General features: G+C 59.1%; 20 protein-coding genes. 16 read left to right on the top strand and 4 right to left on the bottom strand.

Features of this window, described 5'->3' with window-relative positions:
* Positions 1-75: 75 nt before the first annotated feature.
* The gene (locus tag ACK9YZ_RS24310) at positions 76-1,377 is read right to left on the bottom strand and encodes a glycoside hydrolase family 28 protein (RefSeq protein ID WP_416067900.1); all 1,302 of its coding nucleotides are present in this window, start codon (positions 1,375-1,377) and stop codon (positions 76-78) included.
* A gap of 249 nt (positions 1,378-1,626) precedes the next feature.
* Here ACK9YZ_RS24310 and ACK9YZ_RS24305 point away from each other — a divergent pair, with 249 nt between their 5' ends.
* Genes ACK9YZ_RS24305 through ACK9YZ_RS24295 form a run of 3 tightly spaced genes read left to right on the top strand, consistent with a single transcriptional unit; the run spans position 1,627 to position 4,609 of the window.
* Positions 1,627-2,844, top strand: a complete 1,218-nt coding sequence (locus ACK9YZ_RS24305; RefSeq protein WP_416067899.1) for an ABC transporter substrate-binding protein — start codon at positions 1,627-1,629, stop codon at positions 2,842-2,844.
* Positions 2,841-3,794, top strand: coding sequence for a carbohydrate ABC transporter permease (locus ACK9YZ_RS24300; protein ID WP_216759311.1), 954 nt, complete (start codon positions 2,841-2,843; stop codon positions 3,792-3,794). The genes ACK9YZ_RS24305 and ACK9YZ_RS24300 overlap by 4 nt, the downstream gene beginning before the upstream one ends.
* Positions 3,791-4,609 carry a carbohydrate ABC transporter permease gene (locus tag ACK9YZ_RS24295; protein WP_216759312.1) on the top strand — a complete coding sequence of 273 codons (819 nt, stop codon included), beginning with the start codon at positions 3,791-3,793 and terminating at the stop codon, positions 4,607-4,609. Before ACK9YZ_RS24300 ends, ACK9YZ_RS24295 begins: the two co-directional genes overlap by 4 nt.
* Before the next feature lie 106 nt (positions 4,610-4,715).
* On the opposite strand, the gene ACK9YZ_RS24290 is transcribed toward ACK9YZ_RS24295, so the two are convergent.
* Together ACK9YZ_RS24290 and ACK9YZ_RS24285 are read right to left on the bottom strand one after the other, a co-directional pair.
* On the bottom strand, positions 4,716-6,452 hold the full coding sequence (locus tag ACK9YZ_RS24290; protein WP_416067898.1) for a GH116 family glycosyl hydrolase: 1,737 nt from the start codon (positions 6,450-6,452) through the stop codon (positions 4,716-4,718).
* Positions 6,453-6,468: 16 nt separating this feature from the next.
* Complete coding sequence (locus tag ACK9YZ_RS24285) at positions 6,469-7,440, bottom strand: ROK family protein (protein ID WP_416067897.1); 972 nt, start codon at positions 7,438-7,440, stop codon at positions 6,469-6,471.
* Positions 7,441-7,596: 156 nt separating this feature from the next.
* On the opposite strand from ACK9YZ_RS24285, the gene ACK9YZ_RS24280 reads away from it, so the two are divergent.
* On the top strand, positions 7,597-8,796 hold the full coding sequence (locus tag ACK9YZ_RS24280; RefSeq protein ID WP_216759315.1) for an ROK family transcriptional regulator: 1,200 nt from the start codon (positions 7,597-7,599) through the stop codon (positions 8,794-8,796).
* 204 nt (positions 8,797-9,000) lie between these two features.
* Positions 9,001-10,119 (top strand): ABC transporter ATP-binding protein, encoded by a 1,119-nt coding sequence (locus ACK9YZ_RS24275; protein WP_416067896.1) that lies wholly within the window; start codon positions 9,001-9,003, stop codon positions 10,117-10,119.
* A gap of 101 nt (positions 10,120-10,220) precedes the next feature.
* Here the strand turns inward: ACK9YZ_RS24275 and ACK9YZ_RS24270 are convergent, their stop codons facing one another.
* Positions 10,221-10,769: a cupin domain-containing protein gene (locus ACK9YZ_RS24270; RefSeq protein ID WP_416067895.1), complete on the bottom strand. Its 549-nt coding sequence runs from the start codon at positions 10,767-10,769 to the stop codon at positions 10,221-10,223.
* A gap of 141 nt (positions 10,770-10,910) precedes the next feature.
* Here ACK9YZ_RS24270 and ACK9YZ_RS24265 point away from each other — a divergent pair, with 141 nt between their 5' ends.
* The 11 genes from ACK9YZ_RS24265 to ACK9YZ_RS24215 all read left to right on the top strand — a co-directional run bounded on the left by ACK9YZ_RS24265 (position 10,911) and on the right by ACK9YZ_RS24215 (position 21,863).
* Complete coding sequence (locus tag ACK9YZ_RS24265; protein WP_416067894.1) at positions 10,911-12,245, top strand: aspartate aminotransferase family protein; 1,335 nt, start codon at positions 10,911-10,913, stop codon at positions 12,243-12,245.
* Between the two features lie 787 nt (positions 12,246-13,032).
* Positions 13,033-13,689 carry a response regulator transcription factor gene (locus ACK9YZ_RS24260; RefSeq protein WP_416067893.1) on the top strand — a complete coding sequence of 219 codons (657 nt, stop codon included), beginning with the start codon at positions 13,033-13,035 and terminating at the stop codon, positions 13,687-13,689.
* Positions 13,686-15,062 carry an ATP-binding protein gene (locus ACK9YZ_RS24255; RefSeq protein WP_416067892.1) on the top strand — a complete coding sequence of 459 codons (1,377 nt, stop codon included), beginning with the start codon at positions 13,686-13,688 and terminating at the stop codon, positions 15,060-15,062. Before ACK9YZ_RS24260 ends, ACK9YZ_RS24255 begins: the two co-directional genes overlap by 4 nt.
* A 134-nt stretch (positions 15,063-15,196) precedes the next feature.
* Positions 15,197-15,880: an MtnX-like HAD-IB family phosphatase gene (locus ACK9YZ_RS24250; protein ID WP_416067891.1), complete on the top strand. Its 684-nt coding sequence runs from the start codon at positions 15,197-15,199 to the stop codon at positions 15,878-15,880.
* A gap of 25 nt (positions 15,881-15,905) precedes the next feature.
* Positions 15,906-17,327, top strand: a complete 1,422-nt coding sequence (locus ACK9YZ_RS24245) for an aspartate aminotransferase family protein (RefSeq protein WP_416067890.1) — start codon at positions 15,906-15,908, stop codon at positions 17,325-17,327.
* A gap of 4 nt (positions 17,328-17,331) precedes the next feature.
* Positions 17,332-18,285, top strand: coding sequence for an arginase (locus tag ACK9YZ_RS24240; RefSeq protein WP_416068495.1), 954 nt, complete (start codon positions 17,332-17,334; stop codon positions 18,283-18,285).
* Positions 18,282-18,635 carry a permease gene (locus ACK9YZ_RS24235; protein WP_416067889.1) on the top strand — a complete coding sequence of 118 codons (354 nt, stop codon included), beginning with the start codon at positions 18,282-18,284 and terminating at the stop codon, positions 18,633-18,635. Before ACK9YZ_RS24240 ends, ACK9YZ_RS24235 begins: the two co-directional genes overlap by 4 nt.
* Positions 18,632-19,504 carry a fatty acid desaturase family protein gene (locus ACK9YZ_RS24230; protein WP_216759324.1) on the top strand — a complete coding sequence of 291 codons (873 nt, stop codon included), beginning with the start codon at positions 18,632-18,634 and terminating at the stop codon, positions 19,502-19,504. The genes ACK9YZ_RS24235 and ACK9YZ_RS24230 overlap by 4 nt, the downstream gene beginning before the upstream one ends.
* Positions 19,494-20,309: an alpha/beta hydrolase gene (locus ACK9YZ_RS24225; RefSeq protein ID WP_416067888.1), complete on the top strand. Its 816-nt coding sequence runs from the start codon at positions 19,494-19,496 to the stop codon at positions 20,307-20,309. The genes ACK9YZ_RS24230 and ACK9YZ_RS24225 overlap by 11 nt, the downstream gene beginning before the upstream one ends.
* Complete coding sequence (locus tag ACK9YZ_RS24220; RefSeq protein WP_416067887.1) at positions 20,290-21,435, top strand: GNAT family N-acetyltransferase; 1,146 nt, start codon at positions 20,290-20,292, stop codon at positions 21,433-21,435. The genes ACK9YZ_RS24225 and ACK9YZ_RS24220 overlap by 20 nt, the downstream gene beginning before the upstream one ends.
* Entirely contained in the window at positions 21,435-21,863 is a 429-nt protein-coding gene (locus ACK9YZ_RS24215) for an EamA family transporter (protein WP_416067886.1), read from the top strand. Before ACK9YZ_RS24220 ends, ACK9YZ_RS24215 begins: the two co-directional genes overlap by 1 nt.
* The last annotated feature ends 149 nt before the right edge of the window (positions 21,864-22,012 follow it).

The following is a 22,012-nucleotide window of genomic DNA, read 5'->3' as shown; positions in this document are numbered from 1 at the left end:
ATCACAATATCACAAATTTTCTGATGATTTTCTCCTTGTCTGAGCATTCAGTGTCGAAAAGAGGCCATGCCGGTCTCAGGAGATCAGCACTGTTGTTGCCGGGTTCCATCCTGCAGGCAGCGGTTCTGGCCGGCGGATCGTTATGTCTTCCAACTCGAGCCCTGTCACATTTTGCGCAAAAACGCCCGGCAGTCCCCCTGGATAGTCGAAAAGCCCGACGATTTGCCCGTCCTGTCCTCGCACCCAGGCGTTGCCGCGCCCCTGCGCGCCCTTCGGCGGCGCCAGATCGGCATTTGTCGGTCGCAAGTCGTACCGCTTTGCGGTGCCAAGCGGCCCTTCGTCCATTTTGATATCGATCCCGCGCAGAACGATCCCATCGATACCGCCCGGCTCCTCCGCAAAGAGATTGACGGCACCGTGACTTCGCCCCGAAACGTTTTCGACCAACACCATCCGGACTGCTCCTGCCGGGCGCTCCGGGCGGCGTGTGAGCTTGGTTATCGTGAACGGTTCTCCGGAGCCCCAGAACCCATCAGGCGTCTCGCTGCAATCGAGCTCTATATCGCGGAAGACGACGTCTTCAATCTTGCCGCCATCGCGCGAAAAGATGCCAAGACCACGGTTCGAATTCTCGATCCGGCAGCGCAGGAATCGGACCTGAGATACATCGCCGAAGCTCTCCGTGCCGATTTTGAGAGCACAACTCTTGCTCTCAATCACACTATCGCAGATCTCGATCCGCTCGCAGCGTCCAATTCCTTTGTCGCTCAAGCTCGTCTTCAGGCACACACCGTCATCGGCGGTACGAATGACGGCTTCAGAAATCGTGACGTCGCTGCAACTGTCGATAACGATCCCGTCCGTATTGGGGAGCTGGCGGTTATTGGAGACGCGAAGCCCACGAGCGACGATATCCCGGCAGCGCACGAGATGGATCGTCCACATAGGCGAATCCGTAATGTGGACGTCTTCCAAACGAATGTTGGTGCAATCCTCAAAAACGATCACGCGTGGGCGTTCGGCTACCGGAGTGAAGGTGCCCACCCCCTCGTCGAAGCCAGTGTGGAAGGCATCGCCGCGTCCATCGATCGAGCCTTTGCCGACGATGGCAATATTCATTGCGTCCTGCGCGACGATATAGGCGCGGTTTGAGGACTCAGCGTACACGCTGACGGCATTTTCGGAATAAAGCTCATAATCGGCCACGAATGCGAGGACAGCGCCTTCCTCGATATGCAAGGTAACATCACTCCTCAATCGAAGCGCGCCTGTGGAGTGACGGCCCGGCCGAAGGAAGACCGTTCCGCCTCCCGCTGCCGCGACCGTATCGAGCGCCATCTGAATACCGCCGTCCACCGCTTCGACGAATATCTCCATCACATACCTCCGCCTATTCTGGCCTCCGCCTATTCTGGGCTTTTCATAGCATGCGGCATTTATTCGTCAACAGGACGAACTAAATCGCGTTGAACCGAATGTGTTGTGTTGACAGTCCGGAAAACTCGTATTTAATTCGTCATGGTTACGAACAAAGGCCTGAGGGAGTTCAGTTGCAGGCCGTTCATTTCGGATGTCAGAATGACAAGCCAGAGAGGGAGAACTATGAAAACGCTAAAGACAATTCTAATGACCGCCAGCGCCCTGGCGATGACAATGTCCTTCGCCGCGGCCTCTGAGCTCAAGCTCGTATGGTATGTCGAAAACGATCAAGAGGAAGCGGATACGCGCGCGCTCCTCGATCAGTACACGAAGCTGCATCCCGAAACGACCTTCGACCTTGAAATTACACCCTATGACGGGATGATTCAGAAATTCCAGCAATATGCTGCATCGGGGATCATGCCGGATCTGTCGCTGACATCCTCCATGGAGCCGGTCATCAGGCCCTTCCTGGCAGACCTCAGCAAGGAGATCGGACCGGAATGGATCAACGACTTCGTCAAGGGTTGGGCCGATGGAGCCAAACTTGGCGACGAGGTGATTGCCGCACCCCTGCGCGTCACTTCGACTGGCATCTTCTTGAACGCTGACGCCTTCAAAAAGGCAGGCGTTGCCATCCCGGACCAGGCGACCGGTTGGACATGGGAAGAGTTCATTCCGAAGATCAAGGAGGTCGCAGAGAAATCCGGCACTCGCTATCCGCTGGTCTGGGATGTTTCGGCGAGCCGTTGGATCGTTCACGAATATCAATATGGCAACCACATCTACACCGAGAAGGAACCCGTCAAGGTCGTGATGGACGAGGCGGCCTGGACGAGCACGCTCGATAAATTCATCGACATCACCAAGGCTGCCATGCCGCCCGGCCTGTGGAGCGGCGCGAGCTCGGACAATCCAAAGGAACTTTTCACGGCAGGTCAGGCGGCAGCCTATATGTCCGGCAGCTGGCAGATCGCCGGCCTGGCTACCAATGCGCAATTCGCCTGGCAGGCCGGACCGACGCCGCGTGGAACGGTTGCTTCATCGATCTATGGAGGTGACTACATCGTCGCCTTCAACACCAGCCAACACCTCCCGGAAGCCATCGAATTCATAAAGTGGGTCACCTCGCCCGAGATCCAGGCGCAATACGCCAAGACGTTCGGCATGATCCCCGCCAACCTCAAGGCACCCCCGGTCAAGTATGACAATCCGGCTGCGACGGCGGCGATCACCACGATGCAGAACGAACTGAACGCGAGCCCCGTCTACGCGGCGACAGATCAGGCCTGGCCGCAAATGCAGGCCGTCTGGGGTACGGTCAAGACCGCCGTCACTCAGGCTGTCGCCGGTCAGATTTCCTCGGCCGAGGCGATCGCGCAGATCAAGAAAGCCGCCGACGGTTCGCTTGAGGCGAGCAAGTGACGGCGGCGATCCCGCAACAAGGCAGTTCGGCACTGGGTTTCCACCCGGTGCCGAAAGGCCGGCGCAACAGCCTTTTCAATCTCGGTTGGCCGTATCTGCTGATGCTGCCGACGATCGCATTGCTCGTTACTTTTACTCTCTATCCGCTTGTCCAGGGCCTCATGATGGCATTCTTCAAGCGAGGCGTGGTGGTCGTCCCGCAGGTGCCGAGCACTCTTCCGCAATATGTGGGCTTTGATAATTTCCTTGGGCTTTTGAGCGATGCCGACTTTCAGACCTCGCTCGTCAAGACGGTCGTCTTCGTTGTTATCGCGGTACCGCTGAACATCGTCGCCTCCCTGGCACTGGCGCTGCTTCTGTCGCCTCAGACGAGGTTCTTTGCGGTTGTCCGGACGATCGTCTTTTTTCCCTCGATGATCAGCCTGCTGATCATCGGCGTCTCGTGGCGCTGGCTTTTCGGCCTGAACAACGGTCTCGTCAACTATCTGCTATCGCTTGCGGGAATTGCTCCCGTTCCATGGCTCGAACAAGATACCATGGCTCAGATTGCGATGATCATCGCCTGGGTATGGGCTCAAGCCGGTTTCAACATGATGATCTTCATCGCCGGCCTCACCGCAATCTCGGCGGATTACTATGAAGCCGCATCAATTGATGGCACCAGCAAATGGCGCCAGTTCACACATATAACGTTGCCGCTCCTCAGGCCGACAATGGCGGTGGTTCTGGTGCTGTCCTCGATCGAGGCCTTCAAGGTCTATGAGCTCGTCGTATCTCTGACGGGGGGCGGGCCAGGAAAGGCGACGGTCTATCTGATCCAGACGATCTACGATACGGCGTTTCAAAAGCCGATGCAGGCCGGCGTTGCCGCTGCCCAGTCGATGGTTCTCTTTGCAATTCTTCTGCTGCTGACGATCGTCCAGTTGCGCCTGTCGAGGAGCCAGACATGACACGGATCTATTCGCCCTGGCGGCTCGCCTTCGTGGCCCTGACGCTCTTCGTCTTCCTGATGCCGCCGGTGTGGCTGTTCTTGTCGTCGCTGAAATCGCAACAGGAAATATTCCAGTGGCCGCCAACCATTTTTCCAGCCCATGTAACGCTGCAGAATTTCATCGAAACGGTGTCGCGAGCCAAATTCCTCATCTTCTTTCGCAATTCGGCGATCGTCTCCGTGCTCTCGGCACTGCTGTCCGTCACCATCAGCGTCATGGCGGGTTATGCGCTTGCGAAATTCAGGTTCAAAGGCGATACCCTGTTTTTCCTGCTGATCATGTCATCGCTGATGGTGCCACTGCAGATCGTCATGATCCCGGTATTTCTTGTCCTGCGCGATCTTCATCTTCTCGATACGCTCGCCGGCATCATCATCGCCCCCGCTGCGACACCGACCGGGGTGTTCCTGATGCGGCAATACATTACGAACATTCCCGACAGTCTTCTGGAGGCCGCCAGGATCGACGGAACGCCCGAGTGGCGTATCCTCTTGCGCATCATCGTGCCGCTCTCGATCCCAGCAATTGGTACGCTTCTCGCGTTCAACCTCGTCTGGCGCTGGAACGACTACCTATGGCCGTTCCTGATCATCACCGATCAGGACAAATGGACCGTCCAGGTCGCGCTCGCCAATACGGTTGGACGATTCGGCATCAATTGGCCGCGACTGCTGTCGATGTCGGTACTCTCGGTCTTGCCAGTGCTCGTCATGTTCGCCGCCCTTCAGCGGATGCTGATGAGCGGGCTGATGGCCGGAGCGACCAAAGAGTAGCCAAAGCCGGTCCCGAGCAAATGAAAAAGCCGCCTCCGGGCGGCTTTTTTGCATTGTTTGCCCCCCACAAGGTCGTGACGATGTTCTGCGGAGCCGACGTCTCAGCTCATCGCAAACGCAGCTTGTCTTTGTGCGCAAGGGCAGCCATCGCCGGCATGCTGCTCCATCCCTGGAGCAGCGAGCCGCGCCCCCATGGCGGCGCAAAATATTCGACGGCGCCCATCCACCCTTCTTCCAGGCAGGTTTCCCACCAGCGCAGCAGCGGATACTCCGCATCCGCAAGGCCGTGTACCAGGCGCTGTTCGGCATAAAGACCCGACAGGTAGGGCCAGTCCGATCCATTGTGGTAGCGATATGCAAAGGCCGATTTTGAGCGGGTGTCTTTTGGCCTCTTGAAGGGTGGGAAGGCACACATGACGCCCCAGTCACCGTAGGGCTGATCGCTGTTGCTGCGGCTTTCCAGGGTCGACGCCACCTTGGCCAGAACCCTTGTTGCGCTTTCTGCCGAAACGGCTCGGTAACGAAGCAGCGTGAGACTGTCGAGCGTCAGATGATCCTCGACGAAGTCCTGTTTCGTCCCATAGTCGGCATAGGTTCCGCCTTCCTGAAGAAGGACGTCGTCAATCGATGCGCGAGCTCTTTTGGCGATGGCGGCTGCCCTGGCGGCAATATTTTCGTCAATTGCCTCGCCGTAAGCGGCGATCACGTCGAGAGCACCGACCCACAGGCCGATATCATATGACACGTAGCCGTGGCGGTAGACGTTGTCGGCCCAATCGCGATCGTGGGCAGGCTTGACCGGCAGGCCGTTTCCGGCCTCATCCAAGGCGCAGTAGCGATCAAGGATGGCAACGACCTTGTCCCAATGAGCAGACAGCGGAGAATTGTCACCCGTCGAACGGATATAGTCGCCGATCGTCAGAATGAAGAACAACGGACTGTCGAAGTGGTCGCTCCACCAATCTCCTGGACGCAGGTGCTCCTCTTTGATCTGTGGATGCGATCTGCGAACCTTCTCCCATTCCTCGGCCTGTGCCGGCCCGGTCAGGATGACACCGCTCGGCGCCTCCCCGTCAGGCTGTATGCCGCGCGCCAGTAGCTCGATCTGCGAGCGTACGGCATCGGGTGCACGCGCCAGCAGGGCCTGAAGCGTCCAGTACCCGTCGCGATAATAGGTTCGTGCCGGCGCGCTGTAGGCCTGGCCGGCAGCAAGGCCGCCAAAATCCCCATGCTCGTCCTGACGAATGCTTGAAAGTGCGGCATGAAGGCTCTGCGAAACCATGCTGCGCATCAGTGGAGAAGCCTCGGGCATCTCATCACAACGCGCTACATAGGCGTTGGCCTCCGCAATCACGTCCTCCTGAGCGAGGTCGAGAGCCCTGGTGGCTTCTTCGATCGATGCGCCTGCACTGAGAAATATGCCGGCCGGTCGCTGCTCGGCGATTGCGACACCCCATCCCGTTCGGGCAATCCGCCGTTCACCCAGCCGCTCGACCGGTTCGCGTTTCGTGGTGCTTCCCCACCAAGCGCAACGACGCGAGGGTATGAGTGTTCGCAGTTTCGCCCCCTTCAAAAATAGCACCGGTGCCGACTGGGCCACATAAAGGCCGCCGCCGCTGGTTTCGACGCGGTTCGGCGCATAGGTGAAAGGCCCACGCCAACCGCTGAAGGTCAGGTTCGCGATCTTTCCACAACCCCAGACAGAAATTTCGATCTTGCCGTCCGGCCAGCAATCACCCTGCAGGCGCGGTGCCATGAACGGCAGTAGGACCGGCTTTTCCGATACGAGTTGCCCATCGGCAAGCGGGCTAAGGACACGCGGTTTTGGACGTGGCTTCGTCATGGGCGAACTCCTGTTCTTATGCGGCAGCCTGGCTGGAAAGTTCGTGCAAACCAAGCATCAGGGCACCGCGCATTCCGGCCTCTGGACCGAGAGAAGTCGGTTCAATCTGCACCGCAAACGGCAGCAGGGACGACATATGCTGCGAGACGAGCTCGACGAATTCCGGACGCGAGCCGATGCCGCCTCCGAGTACCATCAATGCTGGATCGAAGACCGCCTGAATGGACGCGAGGCCGACCGATGCGGACTTTGCGAGCGTTGCGATGGCAGCGGCCGCCTCCCCGTCCCCTGAACCCGCTCTGAGGAAGATCTCGCTCACCGGCACGGTTCCATCTCGGTAGAGAGCACGAACGGCCGGCGAATCGACTTGGTCCTCGAAGAGGCCTGCCCTTGCTTTCGGTGCGGCATCGTGCGGATTTGTGCCGAGCGGTAGAAGACCAAGCTCCCCGGCGCGGCCGTGGTGACCGCGAAAAAGCCTGCCGTCGATAACAAGCCCCATACCAACCCCCGTTCCGAAGGCTATGAAGGCCACAGAAGTGCAATCTCGCGCCCTTCCGAGGGTCGCCTCGGCAAAAGCTGCCAGATTGACGTCATTCTCGACAACCACGCCACAGGGCAACCCGGCCTCAAGCAGCCGAGCAAGCGGCTTGTCCGCCGGGATTGCGAGATTCGGCGACAAGGAGGCAAGGCCAGTGGAGGGCGAAACGGCGCTCGGCACGCCAACGACCGCCTTGAGCAAGGGACCACGATCGCGGTGCCTCTCCGCAAGGGTCAGGATCATGCGCACAATTTGCTTGAGAACAGGAGCGCCTTCGCCGTGCGCCGTCGGCTCTTCCATCGTCGCCAGCAGGTCGCCGTCAAGGTCAGATAGGCCCGCGAGCACTTTCGTGCCACCGAGATCAACACCGGCGACGAGACCCGGAGCTTTCGTGCGGCGATTGCCAACCGCCGGCCGCAGATCTGGCGCGATAGTTGAGATATTTGACAAACGCAGCTCTCTTTATATATTTGTTCGGCAGGTTGACGAATTTATTATTGGTGAGCCTTTGGTCTGTCAACAACCAGTTTGAAATTGGCGGGCATTCGTGGAAAAAGCAGATGCAGACGAAAAGCGGAATCGTATATCGACCGGAATATTTGGCTCATGGCATTGACTGAGAACGCACCTCCTGTGCTGCGACAGATTTCGGTTCGCGCCGTCATGGACGTATTGCTGCATACCGGCCCCACATCCCGGGCGGACCTGTCGAAGATCACCGGGCTCTCCAAGCAGACAATGTCCGAGGTCATTAGAACTCTGGAAGAAGCCGGCTGGGTTCGCGAAAAAGGCGTTACGACCGGCCGCATCGGCCGCAGCGCCATTACCTACGAGGTGAACGGCACCGCCGGCTATGCCGTCGGCGTCGATATGGGCGCAACGACAACGCGGGTCGTGCTCGGCAACATCGTGGGCCACATCGTTGGAGAGATAGAATATCCTTCCGACCGTCGTGGTGGCTATCATCAGCTGGAACAGGTTGAGTCAGCCCTCGCTCGAATTCTCGCCGAGAGCGGAGTGGCGCGCGAGCATGTCCTCGTGGCCGCTATCGCAACCCCTGGCGTCGTTGAACCCACGACCGGCGCATTGTCGATGGCCCCGAACCTTGTCGATCTCGACAGCATCAATATTGCCAGGACGCTCGCAGATCGGCTTGCATGTCCAGTGGTCTTGGAGAATGACGTCAACGCAGCCGCTATAGGCGAGTCTTGGCAGGGCCACGCCGTCGCGGTTGATACGGTGGCATTCATTTCGCTTGGTACCGGCATCGGCCTTGGCGTGCTTCAGGACGGCAAACTGATGCGTGGCGCGAGCGGCGCAGCAGGCGAGATTTCCTACCTGCCGTTCGGAGCCGATCCCTATGCCGAGGACAGCCTGGAACGCGGGGCGTTGGAATGCGCCATTGCAGCGCAAGGAATCAGCGACTTCTACCAGCGTTCGGGCGGCGCAAAGGACACGTCCGTTCGAGATATTTTAAGGCTTGCCGAAGAGGAAGATCCGATTGCAGCCAAGGTTATCCGGAAAGTCGGAGACATTGCGGCGCTATTGATCGTGTCCGTGAACGCCATCGTCGATCCTACCATCATTATCATTGGGGGCAGCATCGGCCGCCATCCGCTGATGGTCCAGCGCATTCGCGAAGGCATCGCCAAGGCCAGCCGGCGCAGGATAACCGTCGAAGCAAGCGCCCTCGGCAGCCGCGCCACATTGATTGGAGCGCTCGCCATCGGCCTCAACCACCTGCACAACCTTCTCTTTTCTCCGCAGGCCCTTCCCGAGCAACGGCGCCTCCCCCCGCCGGTCTGAGGACGATCTGCAGCGGGAGCGGCGCGCCCGCCCATCTCATTTGAAAGCGAATCCGGACAGGCGCGCTCTGGACGGAACCATCTGCAAACGCAAAATTCATGTTCGTCATCTTGACGAACTAATTCGATCCCCGCAAAGTGCCGGCTGAATTATGCCTCGATCAGCGACCTTCGCTTGACATAGCTTACTGGGAGAACAGTGGACATGGCCGGTTTGAGATTGAACGATGTCAGAAAAAGCTTTGGCCACCTCGGTATTCTGCATGGCATCGATCTTGATGTGAACGAGGGTGAATTCGTTGTTTTGGTCGGCCCATCCGGCTGCGGAAAATCGACCCTTCTGCGATTGATCGCCGGACTTGAGAACGTCACGGGCGGGCGCGTCCTGATCGGCGACAAGGACGTTACGCAGGCCGCCCCTGGCGAACGGGAAATTGCGATGGTGTTTCAGTCCTATGCACTTTACCCACACATGACCGTTGCGAAAAACCTGTCATTCGGCCTCGAAAACCTCAAAATGACGCGAGCCGAAATTGATGCCCGTGTCATGGAAGCGGCCCGGATGCTGGCGATTGAACCACTTCTTGAGCGGCGTCCAAAACAGCTGTCGGGAGGACAGAGGCAACGTGTGGCGATCGGACGAGCCATCGTTCGAAACCCCAAGCTGTTCCTCTTCGACGAGCCGCTGTCCAATCTTGACGCAGCACTTCGCGTACAGACGAGAGGCGAGATCAGCCGGCTCCACAAGCGCCTGGGCGCAACGATGATTTATGTCACGCACGATCAGATCGAGGCGATGACGATGGCGGACCGCATCGTCGTGCTCAATGCCGGCCGTGTCGAACAGATCGGCACGCCCCTGGAGCTTTTCGAGACGCCGGCGAACCGGTTCGTCGCAGGGTTCATCGGATCCCCCCAGATGAATTTTTTCGAAGGCGAACTGCTTTCCTGTGGCCCCGGGGGGATAGCCCTGCAGGTGCCCGGATTCGGTGCGCTCAACGTGCCGCTGGAGGCCCCCGATGCCCAGATCGGCCAGGCGGTCACGCTTGGCGTCCGTCCCAGTCATTTCGGATTGGCGCGGGATCAAACCCGCGACGGTCTTCGCGTTCGCTATCATGTTGACTATGCCGAAAGCATCGGAACGGAAACCTATGTCTATGGCACGGTCGAATCCTGCGAAACCTCTGCGGTTATCCATCTTCCCGATCATGTGGCGATCGCAGACGGATCCATTCTCGAGCTTGTCGTCGAGCAGCATCGTGTCCACGTATTCGACAAACTTTCGGGTGCGGCATTTCCGAGACTGAAAGCTGACGCTGTGTGACAGTCCTCGCCCCCGGAGTAGGCCATTGACGATCGCAATATCGGCGTCGTCGGAAGCTCCACGGCGCTTGACCGGGTTCCTGCCCGCATTGTGGGCCTTCCCTAGAAGGTCGGGGGCGTACAGGCGCTGACGACCTCGCAGACAACGGGGCCGACACATCGGAAGCGATGCGGACGACGGCTCTCGAAATAATAGGCGTCACCCGGCCCCAGGATCCGCCGTTCATTGTCGACGGTGACTTCGAGCCGCCCCGAAAGGACGATACCGCCCTCTTCGCCTTCATGGACGAGGGGCACCTTCCCCGTGTCGGTACCCGGCTGATAGCATTCCTTCAGTAGTTGCAGGTTCCTGCCGAACATGCTCTCGCCGACCTGCCTGTATGAGATGCCGCCCTTGCCGATCTCCACCAGTTCCTCGGCAGCGTAAAAGGCCTTTTTGGGCCTCTCCGGCTCCAGTGCGAAGAATTCCGCAAGCCCGATCGGAATGCCATCCAGGATGCGCTTCAGCGCGCCGACCGAGGGATTCGAAGCGTTCGATTCGATGAGCGAGATCGTCGAATTTCGCACCCCTGTCTTCTTTGCCAGTTCACGCTGCGAAAGCTTGTGGGCGGTTCGGACATAGCGAAGACGATTACCGATATCAAACGACATGCATGCACCGTTTGCGTTGTTCAAAATACCGAAAACTTTACAAACACAAGTTCGTAAAATCAATAGCTTATGCACCCTATGAAAAAGACTTGTTCGATCAAGGAAATTGGCGGACGTTTGCTGCAGCCAATGGAGGACAAGATGGATCAGATCAGCAAGACGAACGCTCCGGTGCTCGACAATTTCTGGATGCCGTTCACGGCAAACCGCCAGTTCAAGGCGGCACCCCGTATGCTCGCGTCCGCCGAGGGCATGTACTACACCGATGTCGACGGCAACCGCGTTCTCGATGGAACGGCGGGCCTTTGGTGCTGCAACGCCGGCCACGGCCGCAAGAAAATCTCTCAGGCCGTCGAGCGTCAGCTATCGACGATGGATTTTGCCCCGACCTTCCAGATGGGACATCCGATCGCCTTCGACTTCGCCGCCAGACTGGCGAAAATTGCACCCGGCGGCGCCGATGCGAAGCTCGACCGGATCTTCTTCACCGGTTCCGGCTCAGAATCGGTCGACACTGCGCTGAAGATCGCAATCGCCTATCAGCGGGCAATCGGCCAGGGCACACGCACCCGCATCATCGGCCGGGAGAAGGGCTATCATGGCGTCGGTTTCGGCGGGATCTCGGTTGGAGGCCTCGTCAACAATCGCCGGATGTTCCCGCAGATTCCCGCAGACCACATGCGCCACACGCTCGACGTGGAACGCAATGCCTTCACCAAAGGCCTGCCGGACCACGGCGTCGAACTTGCAGACGATCTCGAACGTCTCGTTCAGTTGCACGGGGCCGAGACGATCGCCGCCGTTATCGTCGAGCCGATGTCCGGTTCTGCGGGCGTCATCCTCCCTCCGAAAGGATATCTCGCAAAATTGCGCGCCACGGCCGACAAATACGGCATTCTTCTGATCTTCGATGAGGTCATTACCGGCTTCGGTCGGCTTGGAACACCATTTGCAACGGACTATTTTGGCGTGGTTCCGGATCTGGTCACGACGGCGAAGGGCCTGACGAACGGCACGATCCCGATGGGCGCGGTGTTTGCCAGCCGGAAGGTCCATGACGGTCTAATGGTGGGTCCGGAAAACGCGATCGAGCTCTTCCATGGTTATACCTATTCCGGCCACCCGGTCGCTTGCGCTGCGGGCATCGCCACGCTCGACATCTACGAGGAAGAAGGGCTGCTCACGCGTGCCGCGGATCTGTCCGACCACTGGCAGGAAGCCCTGCATGCGCTGAAGGACCATCCCCATGTCACCGACATCCGCAACCTCGGCCTTGTCGGTGCAGTCGAACTCGCACCTCGATCAGGAGCGCCGGGCACGCGTGCCTATGACGTCTTCGTCGACTGCTTCAGCAAGGGACTGCTGATCCGCGTCACCGGCGACATCATCGCCCTATCCCCGCCGCTGATCGTCGAGAAGAGCGAGATCGAAACGATTGTCTCCAAGATCGGCGATGCGCTGAAGCGCGTGGCATAAATTCGCCTCGGGCTTCCAGAGGAGCCCGGACGCCCGTTTTGTGAGGCGGTTGACATTGCTGCCCTTCCCCGAGAATTGTGATATTCTAAAAAATAAGATCGTCCTTGGGGAGGCAGTTGATGGTCGTGCGACGGGACATGACGAACGATGAATGGAAGTGGCTGGTGCGGCTCTGCCAGCACGAAGCAGAAAGTGTTCCCCGAACAATCGAGGCGAGGTTGGTCGAGCTCGGACTATCCGGGCCGAATGGCCTTTCGAACGAAGCGAGAGAGCTGGTTCAACGTGAATTGTTGAGTGAGCGGCGAAATCGGCTGCAGGGCCTTCATTGACTTGCTCGGGCGCGCCGAGCATGAGCGTTCCCTTAGGCTCGGCTTCAATGTGGGCAGGATCGTGGACTCCCACCTCGATGGCGGCCGCGTGGCAGGCTATTGTCGATTGCGGCATAGAGAGCCTTGCTTTCGCCGACGATGTGAGTACAGGCCTTCTTCGGTCGGTCCCCACCCTTACGCGCTTCTCGACCTTCATTGATCAGGCTCGATGACGTTTGTGATTGCGCTGGCCGGTTGGATGACCGGACCAGGCTCTTCCGGAGCTGCCAGCCTTTCCTAGCCACGCTGCCTCAAGCTGCCGGATCCTCACCAAGGCTGGGCGCAGGTTGGCGAAAGATGCCCGTCATTGTTCAGCCTATTGTGATCCATGCGATCGTTTCCATCGCGGCTTGCCACAACAATGCTTCAAATCGCAATTCACATCAGCCGGATCTGACTGCGTCAGGAATGGAGCGAAAGTGCGCATTCTGCTTGTTGAAGACGACAGCATTCTCGGCTCATCCCTGAAGAAGGCATTGGAGAAGCACGCCTATGGCGTCGACTGGATGCGCGAGGGCCAGTCAGGCCTCGAAGCGGCGGAGCATTCGGATTTTGCAGCCGTTATACTCGACATAAACCTGCCGCTGCTTGGCGGCATAGAGGTCCTGAAAGGCATGCGACGGAAGGGCAACTCCGTTCCCGTCCTACTGCTGACGGCGCTCGACGCGATCAGGAGCAAGGTCGAAGGTCTCGACGAGGGCGCGGACGATTATCTGGTCAAGCCTTTCGACCTCGATGAATTGCTTGCCCGCGTGCGCGCGCTCATCCGACGCCGCGACGGCCGGACAGAAAGCCTGCTGCGATGCGGCGATGTCGAGGTGGATCCATCGGCAATGGTGGCGCGCAAAGGCAATATACAGGTGCATACGACGGCAAAGGAATTCCATCTGCTCAAGCTGCTGATGGAGCGCAGCGGTCGCTACGTGACAAAGAACGACATAGAATACGCACTTTACGATGCCTATAGCAGCGTCGAAAGCAATGCCATCGAAGTGACGATCTACAATCTGCGCAAGAAGCTCGGCACCGAATTCATCAAATCGATCCGCGGCATCGGCTACATGATCGACCGATGAGCCCATCAACCCTCACGCGCAAGCTCTTCCTAAGGATCGCCCCTGTCGTCGTGGTGACGATCATGGTCATCGCCGCTTTCGCCTTCAACAGCGCCACACGCGAGATCGACAACATCTACGACGCGCAACTCATCAACGATGCGAACGTGTTGTGGGGACTGTTGCATAACCGGCTGCGGCATTCGCCGGAGCACACGCCGCAACAGGTCGACGACATCGACTTCAGCATGGACAATCAACTCGCCTTCAACGAGGACGCAGACGACTACGCCGATGCGCATATGTTCCGTGCCTGGGTGAACGGCAAAATCATGTTCTATAGCAGCACGGCCTTTCTCTCCGATGTGCCGTATCAGAAGGCGGGCTTCACAGACCTTGCCTATCGCGGAGAGGACTGGCGCGTCTATTCGCTGCCGATCCCGGCTTCCGGCATTGTCATGGAAGTCGGCGAAAAGATTTCCCTGCGCCAGACGCTGGTCTCCAACATCCTTCTGAACCTGTTCTTTCCGCTGCTCGTGCTGGTCCCCGTGATCGGCCTTTTGATCTGGCTCGGAATTCATAACGGTCTGCGGACCATCCACGGACTTGTGCGCCAGATCCGCACCCGTTCGCCGGACGATCTTTCTGCCATTGCTGTTGGGGATCTACCGAAGGACCTCCTGCCTCTTGGCCGTTCGATCAACCAGCTTCTCGAAAAACTCGGTCGATCCCTGACCCTGGAGCGGCGCTTCTCCGATCTGGCCGCCCATCAGCTGCGCACGCCGCAAGCAAGCGTCAAGCTGCTCCTGCAGATGCTGGCGAGCACCGATGACCAGCAGGAGCAGAAGGCGATCATCTCTGATCTGGTGACCAGCAACAACAGGGCCACTCATCTCATCGAGCAATTGCTGCGCCTTGCCAGGGTCAGCCACCATCCGCTCAACCCTATGCCGGTTCCGCTCTATCACATGATCGCGACGACCCTGGCGGACTTCGGCAATATTATCAATAACCGCAACCTCGACGTCTCGCTGGAAGGCCCCGAATCGGCGGAGATCAGGACGGATGAATCGCTGCTGCAGATGATGATCAGCAACCTTTTGGACAACGCCATCAAATATACGCCGGTCGGCGGCAGGATCGAGGTCATCCTCGCCTCCGAGGGCGAGTTCTGGCTGATATCGATCAGCGATAGCGGACCGGGCATACCACCTGAGGAGCGGGAGGCCGTTTTCAACCGCTTCTATCGCCTCGACACGCTGAATGCCGAAGGGGCAGGCCTCGGGCTTGCAATCGTTGCCGATACGGCGGACCGGCTTGCCGCTTCCGTACAGCTTTCCACACCGTCCCGAGGTAGCGGCCTGCGGGTCGAGCTGCGACTACCCAAGAACTGACGTGGCACGGACAGCCGCGATCCCAGCCAGCGGCAACGGCTCCGTCATTTTTCATTTTCGCATCATTTTCCTCTCAGGTCTGCCTCATCGGCCGTCGGTAAACACGACCGCAAGGCAGATCGAAGGACTATTTGATGCAGGTATTTTCTGATTTTGACGGCACGATTTCCATTCAGGACGTGACGGACGTCGTACTGTCCTGTTTTGCCGAGCCCGAATGGGAAGACATCGAGCGGCAATGGAAAGACGGTCTGATCGGATCGGCAGAGTGCATGCGCCGCCAGGTCGCCCTCATCCGGGCAAGCCGCCGCGAACTCGATGCGATCCTCGACACCGTGGCCATCGATCCCGGCTTCCCTGCATTCCGCAACTACTGCCGCCTCAACGACATGGCCCTGACGATCGTCAGCGACGGCGTCGATTATTTCATCCGCCATGTGCTCAGGCGCAACGGCATCACCGATCTGCCCGTCGTCGCCAATCTGCTTCACAGTAGCGTCGTCGGCGGCCTTGAGACTTACACCCTCGCCCCCGCCCCGAACGCGGCCGGCTGTTCATCCGGCTCGGGCGTGTGCAAATGCCGGGTCGTCGCCGGCATGGAGCCGCAGGTCTACATTGGCGACGGACGGAGCGATTTCTGCGTCGCTGGCAGAGCTGACCTTGTCTTCGCCAAGGACAGGCTCGCCGACTACTGCGGCGACAAGAACATCCCCTTCATCGGCTTCGATGATTTCACCGACCTGCTTTCCAAGATGAAAGCCGTCATTCCAGGAATCGCGCGTCAGCACCGCGCGGTGCTGCAATCCAAAATCGCCTGAACCAGAAGAGCAAGAGGCCCACCTTATGAACATTGTGAACGTCGAAACCTTCAACGAAAAGAGGCTGCTGTCCGAGCGATCGGAAGCCGAGTTGCGCTTGCTGGAGGAGACCTATTGCTCGCATGGCGATACGGTCCACTATATGGCGGAACCGAAATTCTTCGAAGAATGCGAAGGCTCCTACGTCTACGACGCCAAGGGAACGCCGTTTCTCGATCTGCAGATGTGGTATTCCGCCGTTAATTTCGGCTATCGCAACGAAAGACTGAATGCCGCCGTTCATCGCCAACTCGACCGGCTGCCGCAGGTCGCTTCGCAATATCTGCATCGAGAGAAGGTCGAACTGGCCGCCATGATCGCGCAGGACGCCGAACGCAAATTCGGCCGCAAGGGACGCGTTCATTTCAATGTCGGCGGATCGCAGGCGATCGAGGATTCGCTGAAGCTGGTGCGCAACTATACCGGCGGCAAAAGCCTGATGTTTGCCTTCGAAGGCGGCTATCACGGCCGCACGCTCGGCGCCTCGGCGATCACCTCCAGCTATCGCTATCGCCGCCGCTTCGGCCATTTCGGCGAACGGGCGCAGTTCGTCGAGTTTCCCTACCATTTCCGCGGCCCGAAAGGCATGACGAAGGAGGAATATGGCGAGCAATGCGTGCGCAAGTTCGCCCGTCTCTTCGAAAGCGAATATAACGGCGTCTGGGATCCGAAAGTCGGCAGCGCCGAATACGCGGCCTTCTATATCGAACCGATCCAGGGCACCGGCGGTTATGTCATCCCGCCGATGAATTTCTTCGCCGAACTCAAGAAGGTTCTCGACCAGCACGGCATCCTGCTCGTCGTCGACGAGATCCAGATGGGGGTCTACCGGACTGGTAAACTCTGGTCGATCGAACATTTCGGTGTCTCACCCGACGTTCTCGTCTTCGGCAAGGCGATCACCAACGGGCTCAATCCGCTGTCGGGCGTCTGGGCCCGGGAAGAAATGATCAATCCGACGATCTTCCCGCCCGGTTCCACGCATTCCACCTTCGCCAGCAACCCGATGGGCACGGCCGTAGCGCTCGAAACCATGAAGATGCTGGAAGAGGAGGATTTCGGCGCAACGATCATGGCCAAGGGGGCGTATTTCCTCGATGGCTTGAAACAGCTCCAGAAACGCCATGCGATCGTCGGCGACGTCGACGGGCTTGGATTGGCGCTCAGATGCGAGATCTGCAAGGAAGACAGCTTCACGCCGGACAAGGCGACGATGGACTGGCTGTGCGACGAGGGAATGAAAGGCGATCTCAGGGTTGGCAGCAAAACCTATGGCCTCGTTCTCGACGTCGGCGGCTACCACAAAAACGTCATCACGCTGGCTCCGAACCTGCTGATTACCCGCGAGGAGATCGACCTGGCGCTGACGTTGCTCGACCAGCTCTTCACGCGCGCGGTCCGGAGGTAGAATGGTGCAGCTCCTCCTCCTTCATCTCGACGATGCTTTGGAGTTGCAGCCGGACTTCGTGCGCGCCTGCACGCTTGCGGGCGCGTGCCACCATGTCGACAAGTTGAGCGGCAAGGCGATCAGACTGTGGGGCAGGCAGAAGATGCTTGCCGAACTCGGTCGGGACATAGCCAGATCGCTGCCGCTGCGCGGCAGAGGGCCGCAGCTTGCCTTCATGGGCTCGGGCGATTTCCACCATGTGACCGCCCTGCTGCTCGATGCCGCTCTCGAACGGCGACCGGTTTCGACCACGCTCGTTCATTTCGATAATCACCCCGACTGGGTGAACTTCGAGGGCGGCATGCATTGCGGCTCATGGGTCAACATCGCACTTTCAAACCCCAATATCGAAAGGGTCGTTACCGTTGGGGTCTGCAGCCGCGATCTGCGCAATCCCGAGCGCAAGGGAGCCAATCTCAGCTGGCTGAGGCAAGGCAAGCTGGAGCTTTACCCTTACGAGCATCCGCCGAGCCGCGTGAAGGCCGATTTTGGCAGCGGCGCGAGCTACCGCCAGGACAATGGCGCTCTGCACTGGAATTCCATCTCCGAGATCGGCGAGGACAATTTCATCGACCGGATCCTCAGCCGCATAGGTACCGAAGCAGTCTATGTCACAATCGACAAGGACGTGCTCGCTGCCGATGACGCCGTAACCAACTGGGATCAGGGGCGCATGCGGTTGCCCTATCTGATGGCGCTGATCAGCGAGATCGGCAGCCGCCATCGCATCATCGGCGCCGATGTCATCGGCGATTATTCGGTGCCGAGCTATGCTGGCGGCTTCACCACCCGCCTGCTCAAGCAGGCCGAAATCTTCATCGATCAACCGCGTCTGCGGCAAGCGGCCGATGCGGTGCGAAATATCAACAGCGCTGCAAATCACGCATTGCTGGAAATCCTGGCGGAATCGATGGGATGACCAGCAGCCTTACACTGCCGATGCTCGGCCTGATCCTCTTCTGCGTGCTGGCGGAAACGGTGCGCGAGGTCTGCTTCAAGCAGGCTGCCAGCGACAGCCCCGCACTGGCGACGCTCACCAAGCCGCTGACCTGGCTCGGCATCGTCTTCTGGGCCATCGAACTGCTGGCCTGGACGGCGGTGCTTGCCAGCGTGCCGCTCACCATCGCCTTTCCGCTGATGGCGCTGAGCTATGTGGCGACTGTCGTCGCCGGCGCCGTCATCTTCAGGGAAAATATCAACCTTCGTCACGCGACGGGCGTGTTTCTCGTTACCGCCGGCGTGGCCTGTGTCGGAGCAACCGGACTATGAAAATCTTTGCTCATACCAGGTGGGATGCTGCCCCCGTGCTTGCCGCCGTGGCGCATCTCGTTTTCGACGTCTACTTGATCGCCGGCTTCCAGAGCCGGCCGCTCTGGGCCTCATTGATTCTGGGCTGCCTCTATGCCGTGTCGATATCCTGGAACATCAACAGCATCTCGCATAATTTCATCCATACCCCCTATTTCAAGCCGCGCTGGATGAACTACGCCTTCAGCCTGATGGAGTCGGTGGCGATCGGCTTTTCCCAGACCTATTACCACTGGGTGCATATGCGCCATCATTCCGGCAACAGTGACCGGCCGGACGAGAAGGGCGAGACGATCGATCTTCTGTCGATCTATCGCCACGGCCGGAACGGCGAGCCGGAAAACGTCTGGTCCTATACGCTGAAGAGCTTCTTCCGCGACAGTCTCGGCGATATCCACAAGGCCATCGCCAAGCGGCGTCCCTTCGATGCCGCATGGGGACGTTTCGAGCTTTTGGCCTTTCTCGGCCTGGCGGCGATTGCGCTGACCTACGACTGGAAGGCCGTACTGTTCTTCATACCCTTCTATTATGCCGGCAACTGCCTCTCGTCGCTCAACGGCTATTATGAGCATCTTCACGGTGATCCGGACGAACCGATTGCCTGGGGTGTGAGCAGCCACAAGCCCTTCTACAACTGGCTGTGGTTCGGCAATGGCTATCATGCCGAACATCATTACCGGCCACGCATCCACTGGACGAAGCTCTCGGCTCTGCACGAGCAGATCAAGGACGAGCAGGAAAGGGCCGGCACCCACGTGATCAGCACCTGCCATGCATTCGGCTTCATGGCCCCGGAAAACCGCGAGCCGGAGCTTCGCCATGAGGTCTGAGGAATTGAGTTTCTTCCTGGAAGGCACGAATGGCAAAGGTGTGCTGCTGATCCACGGCCTGACCGGAGCGCCGGCCGAAATGAAGCTTGTCGCCCGCCAGCTCAATCGTCGTGGCTACAGCGTCCATGCGCCGCTGCTGGCCGGTCATGGTGAGGATATCGAGACATTGCGCCGGACGCATTGGAAAGACTGGCTGACAAGTGTGATACAGGCCTCCGAATTCCTGGCTGAGAGAACGCAGGAGACATTTGCGGCCGGCATCTGCGTCGGCGGCAAACTGTCACTGCTTGCCGCCGAACAGCGGCCGGACCTGATCAAGGCGGTCGCTATCTATTCGCCCTGCTTCCGCTATGACGGCTGGGATGTTCCCAGACACTATACGCTGCTATCACCGCATATCGGATGGTTGTCGCGCATTCCTTTCCTCGACCGTCTCAATTTCAGGGAGAATGGCTCGCTCGGCATCAAGGACGAGCGGATGCGGCGCATGGTCGAAGGCATGGCAGGCGAAGGCATGCTCGAGAAGTTCCCCGGACGCGGCATCGTCGAAATGTACCGGCTGGGCAAGGCGCTTCGCGGAACCCTGCCGCAGATCCAGACACCGACGCTGATCCTGCATGCGGAAGAAGACGATCTCAGCAATCCGAGGCACGCCCGCTACATTTGCGAGCATATTGGTGGGCCGCACGAACTCAGGTGGATCAAGGACAGCTACCACATGATCCATCTCGATCGCCAGCATCGGCAGGTCGCAGCGTTTACGGCGGACTTTTTCGAGGCAAGCCATGCTGCAATTCGCGCATAAACGTCCCTTTCCCGGGAGCGCCGAGCCGGTCACACAGGTCTATGACACGATCCGCGCCATCGGCCGCGAGGCGTGGAACGCCTGCTTCCGCGGTCATGTCGAGGATTATGATTGCCTTCTGGCAATAGAAGGCGCCGGCATCGGCGACTTCGAGTGGCGTTACCTGACCGTCGTGGAAGACGGAAAAATAAGCGCCGCGATGCCGGCGTTCCTGTGCCCTTACCCGCTGGATACCACGCTGGAAGAAGGCATGCCGCGCCGGCTCATACGTCGCGTGCGGCAGCATGCATCGGGTTTTCTCGTTATGCGGCTTGCCTGCCTTGGCTCGCCCTGCACCGAAACCGGCGCGATCGGCTTTCACGCCGACGTGCCGGAGGAGCGCCGCCAGGCGCTTTTTGGCGAATTGCTCACCGCCTTCGAGGCCCTTGCGGCCGACGAGGGCTGCGCGCTGATGGGGATCAAGGATATTCCGGCACCGGTTGCCGCCGAATTCGGCGCGCTATTTTCAAAACGCCGTTATGCTGCCATCGGCGGCCTGCCGTCCGCCTGGCTCGATATCGATTTCAGGACCATAGACGACTACATGGGCCGGCTGTCGGCCGGCACCCGAAAGGACATGCGGCGAAAACTGAAATCCTTTGATGCCGTCAGGGTCGAAATCAGGACCGATATCGGCGATCTGCTGCCCCGTGTCATGACGCTCTATCATGACACGCGCAATCGCAGCGAATGGCAGTTCGAGGAGCTGACCCTGGCCTATTTTGAGGGGATTCTCACCCATATGGCGGGCCGCTCGTTCTGCGCCCTTTATTTCGTCGGCGACGAGCTGCTCGCAGCCAACCTGATCGTTCATGACGAGCGGCTTGCGATCGACAAGTTCTTCTGCATGGATGGCGAGAAAGGGCGGCTCTACAACCTCTATTTCCTCAGCTGGTTCACCAATCTGCGCTATTGCCTCGATCATGGCCTTCGCCGCTACCAGAGCGGGCAGGCCTATTATGAAAACAAGGTGCGGCTCGGCAGCCGGCTCACGGCAAACACCATGTTCTTCCGCCACCGCAATCGACTGCTGCAGGCGCTGTTACGGCTGGTCTCCCCGCTCTTTTCGCAGGAGGAGGCCAAGTGATGACGTCGATGCGACTGATATGGCTCGCCGTGCCTGTGCTCAACACGCTGTTCCAGATTTTCACCAAGCTTGGCGTGACGCAACTCGGCAATGCCGAGGGAACGACCTGGCTGGAGGATGCGCTGACCTCGCACTGGATCCTGGCAGCCGTTGTCGTCGAGATCGTCTGCTTCTTCATCTGGATGACGGTGCTCGCCGAACTCGACCTCAGCAAGGCCTTTCCGCTTTCCGGCATCAGCTACGTGCTGATCATTGCCGCCGGTTGGTTCGCTTTCGGTGAACCGATCGTCGGCCTTCAGATCGTCGGCAGCGGTCTGATCCTCGCCGGTGTCTGGCTGATCGCCGGCGCATCGGAAAAAACGGGCTCCGTCAGTGACAATGATGTTGGACCGATCCTGCCGCATGCAAACGCCGACAAGGATGGGTGATGCGGCCAACGCAGAATGTCATTCTCCGCCATGGTAAGGCGGCTGCGTCGGTGTTCAGCAATTGGGTCCTGGAGCGTGCACTCTCACGCATCGTCACCCGTGGTTGCCTCAACGACACCACATCCAATGAGCCGTAGCTTTCCTTCAGC

Source organism: Rhizobium sp. ZK1 (assembly GCF_047782645.1).
Lineage (GTDB): Bacteria > Pseudomonadota > Alphaproteobacteria > Rhizobiales > Rhizobiaceae > Rhizobium.
This window is presented reverse-complemented; position numbering and strand designations above follow the sequence as displayed.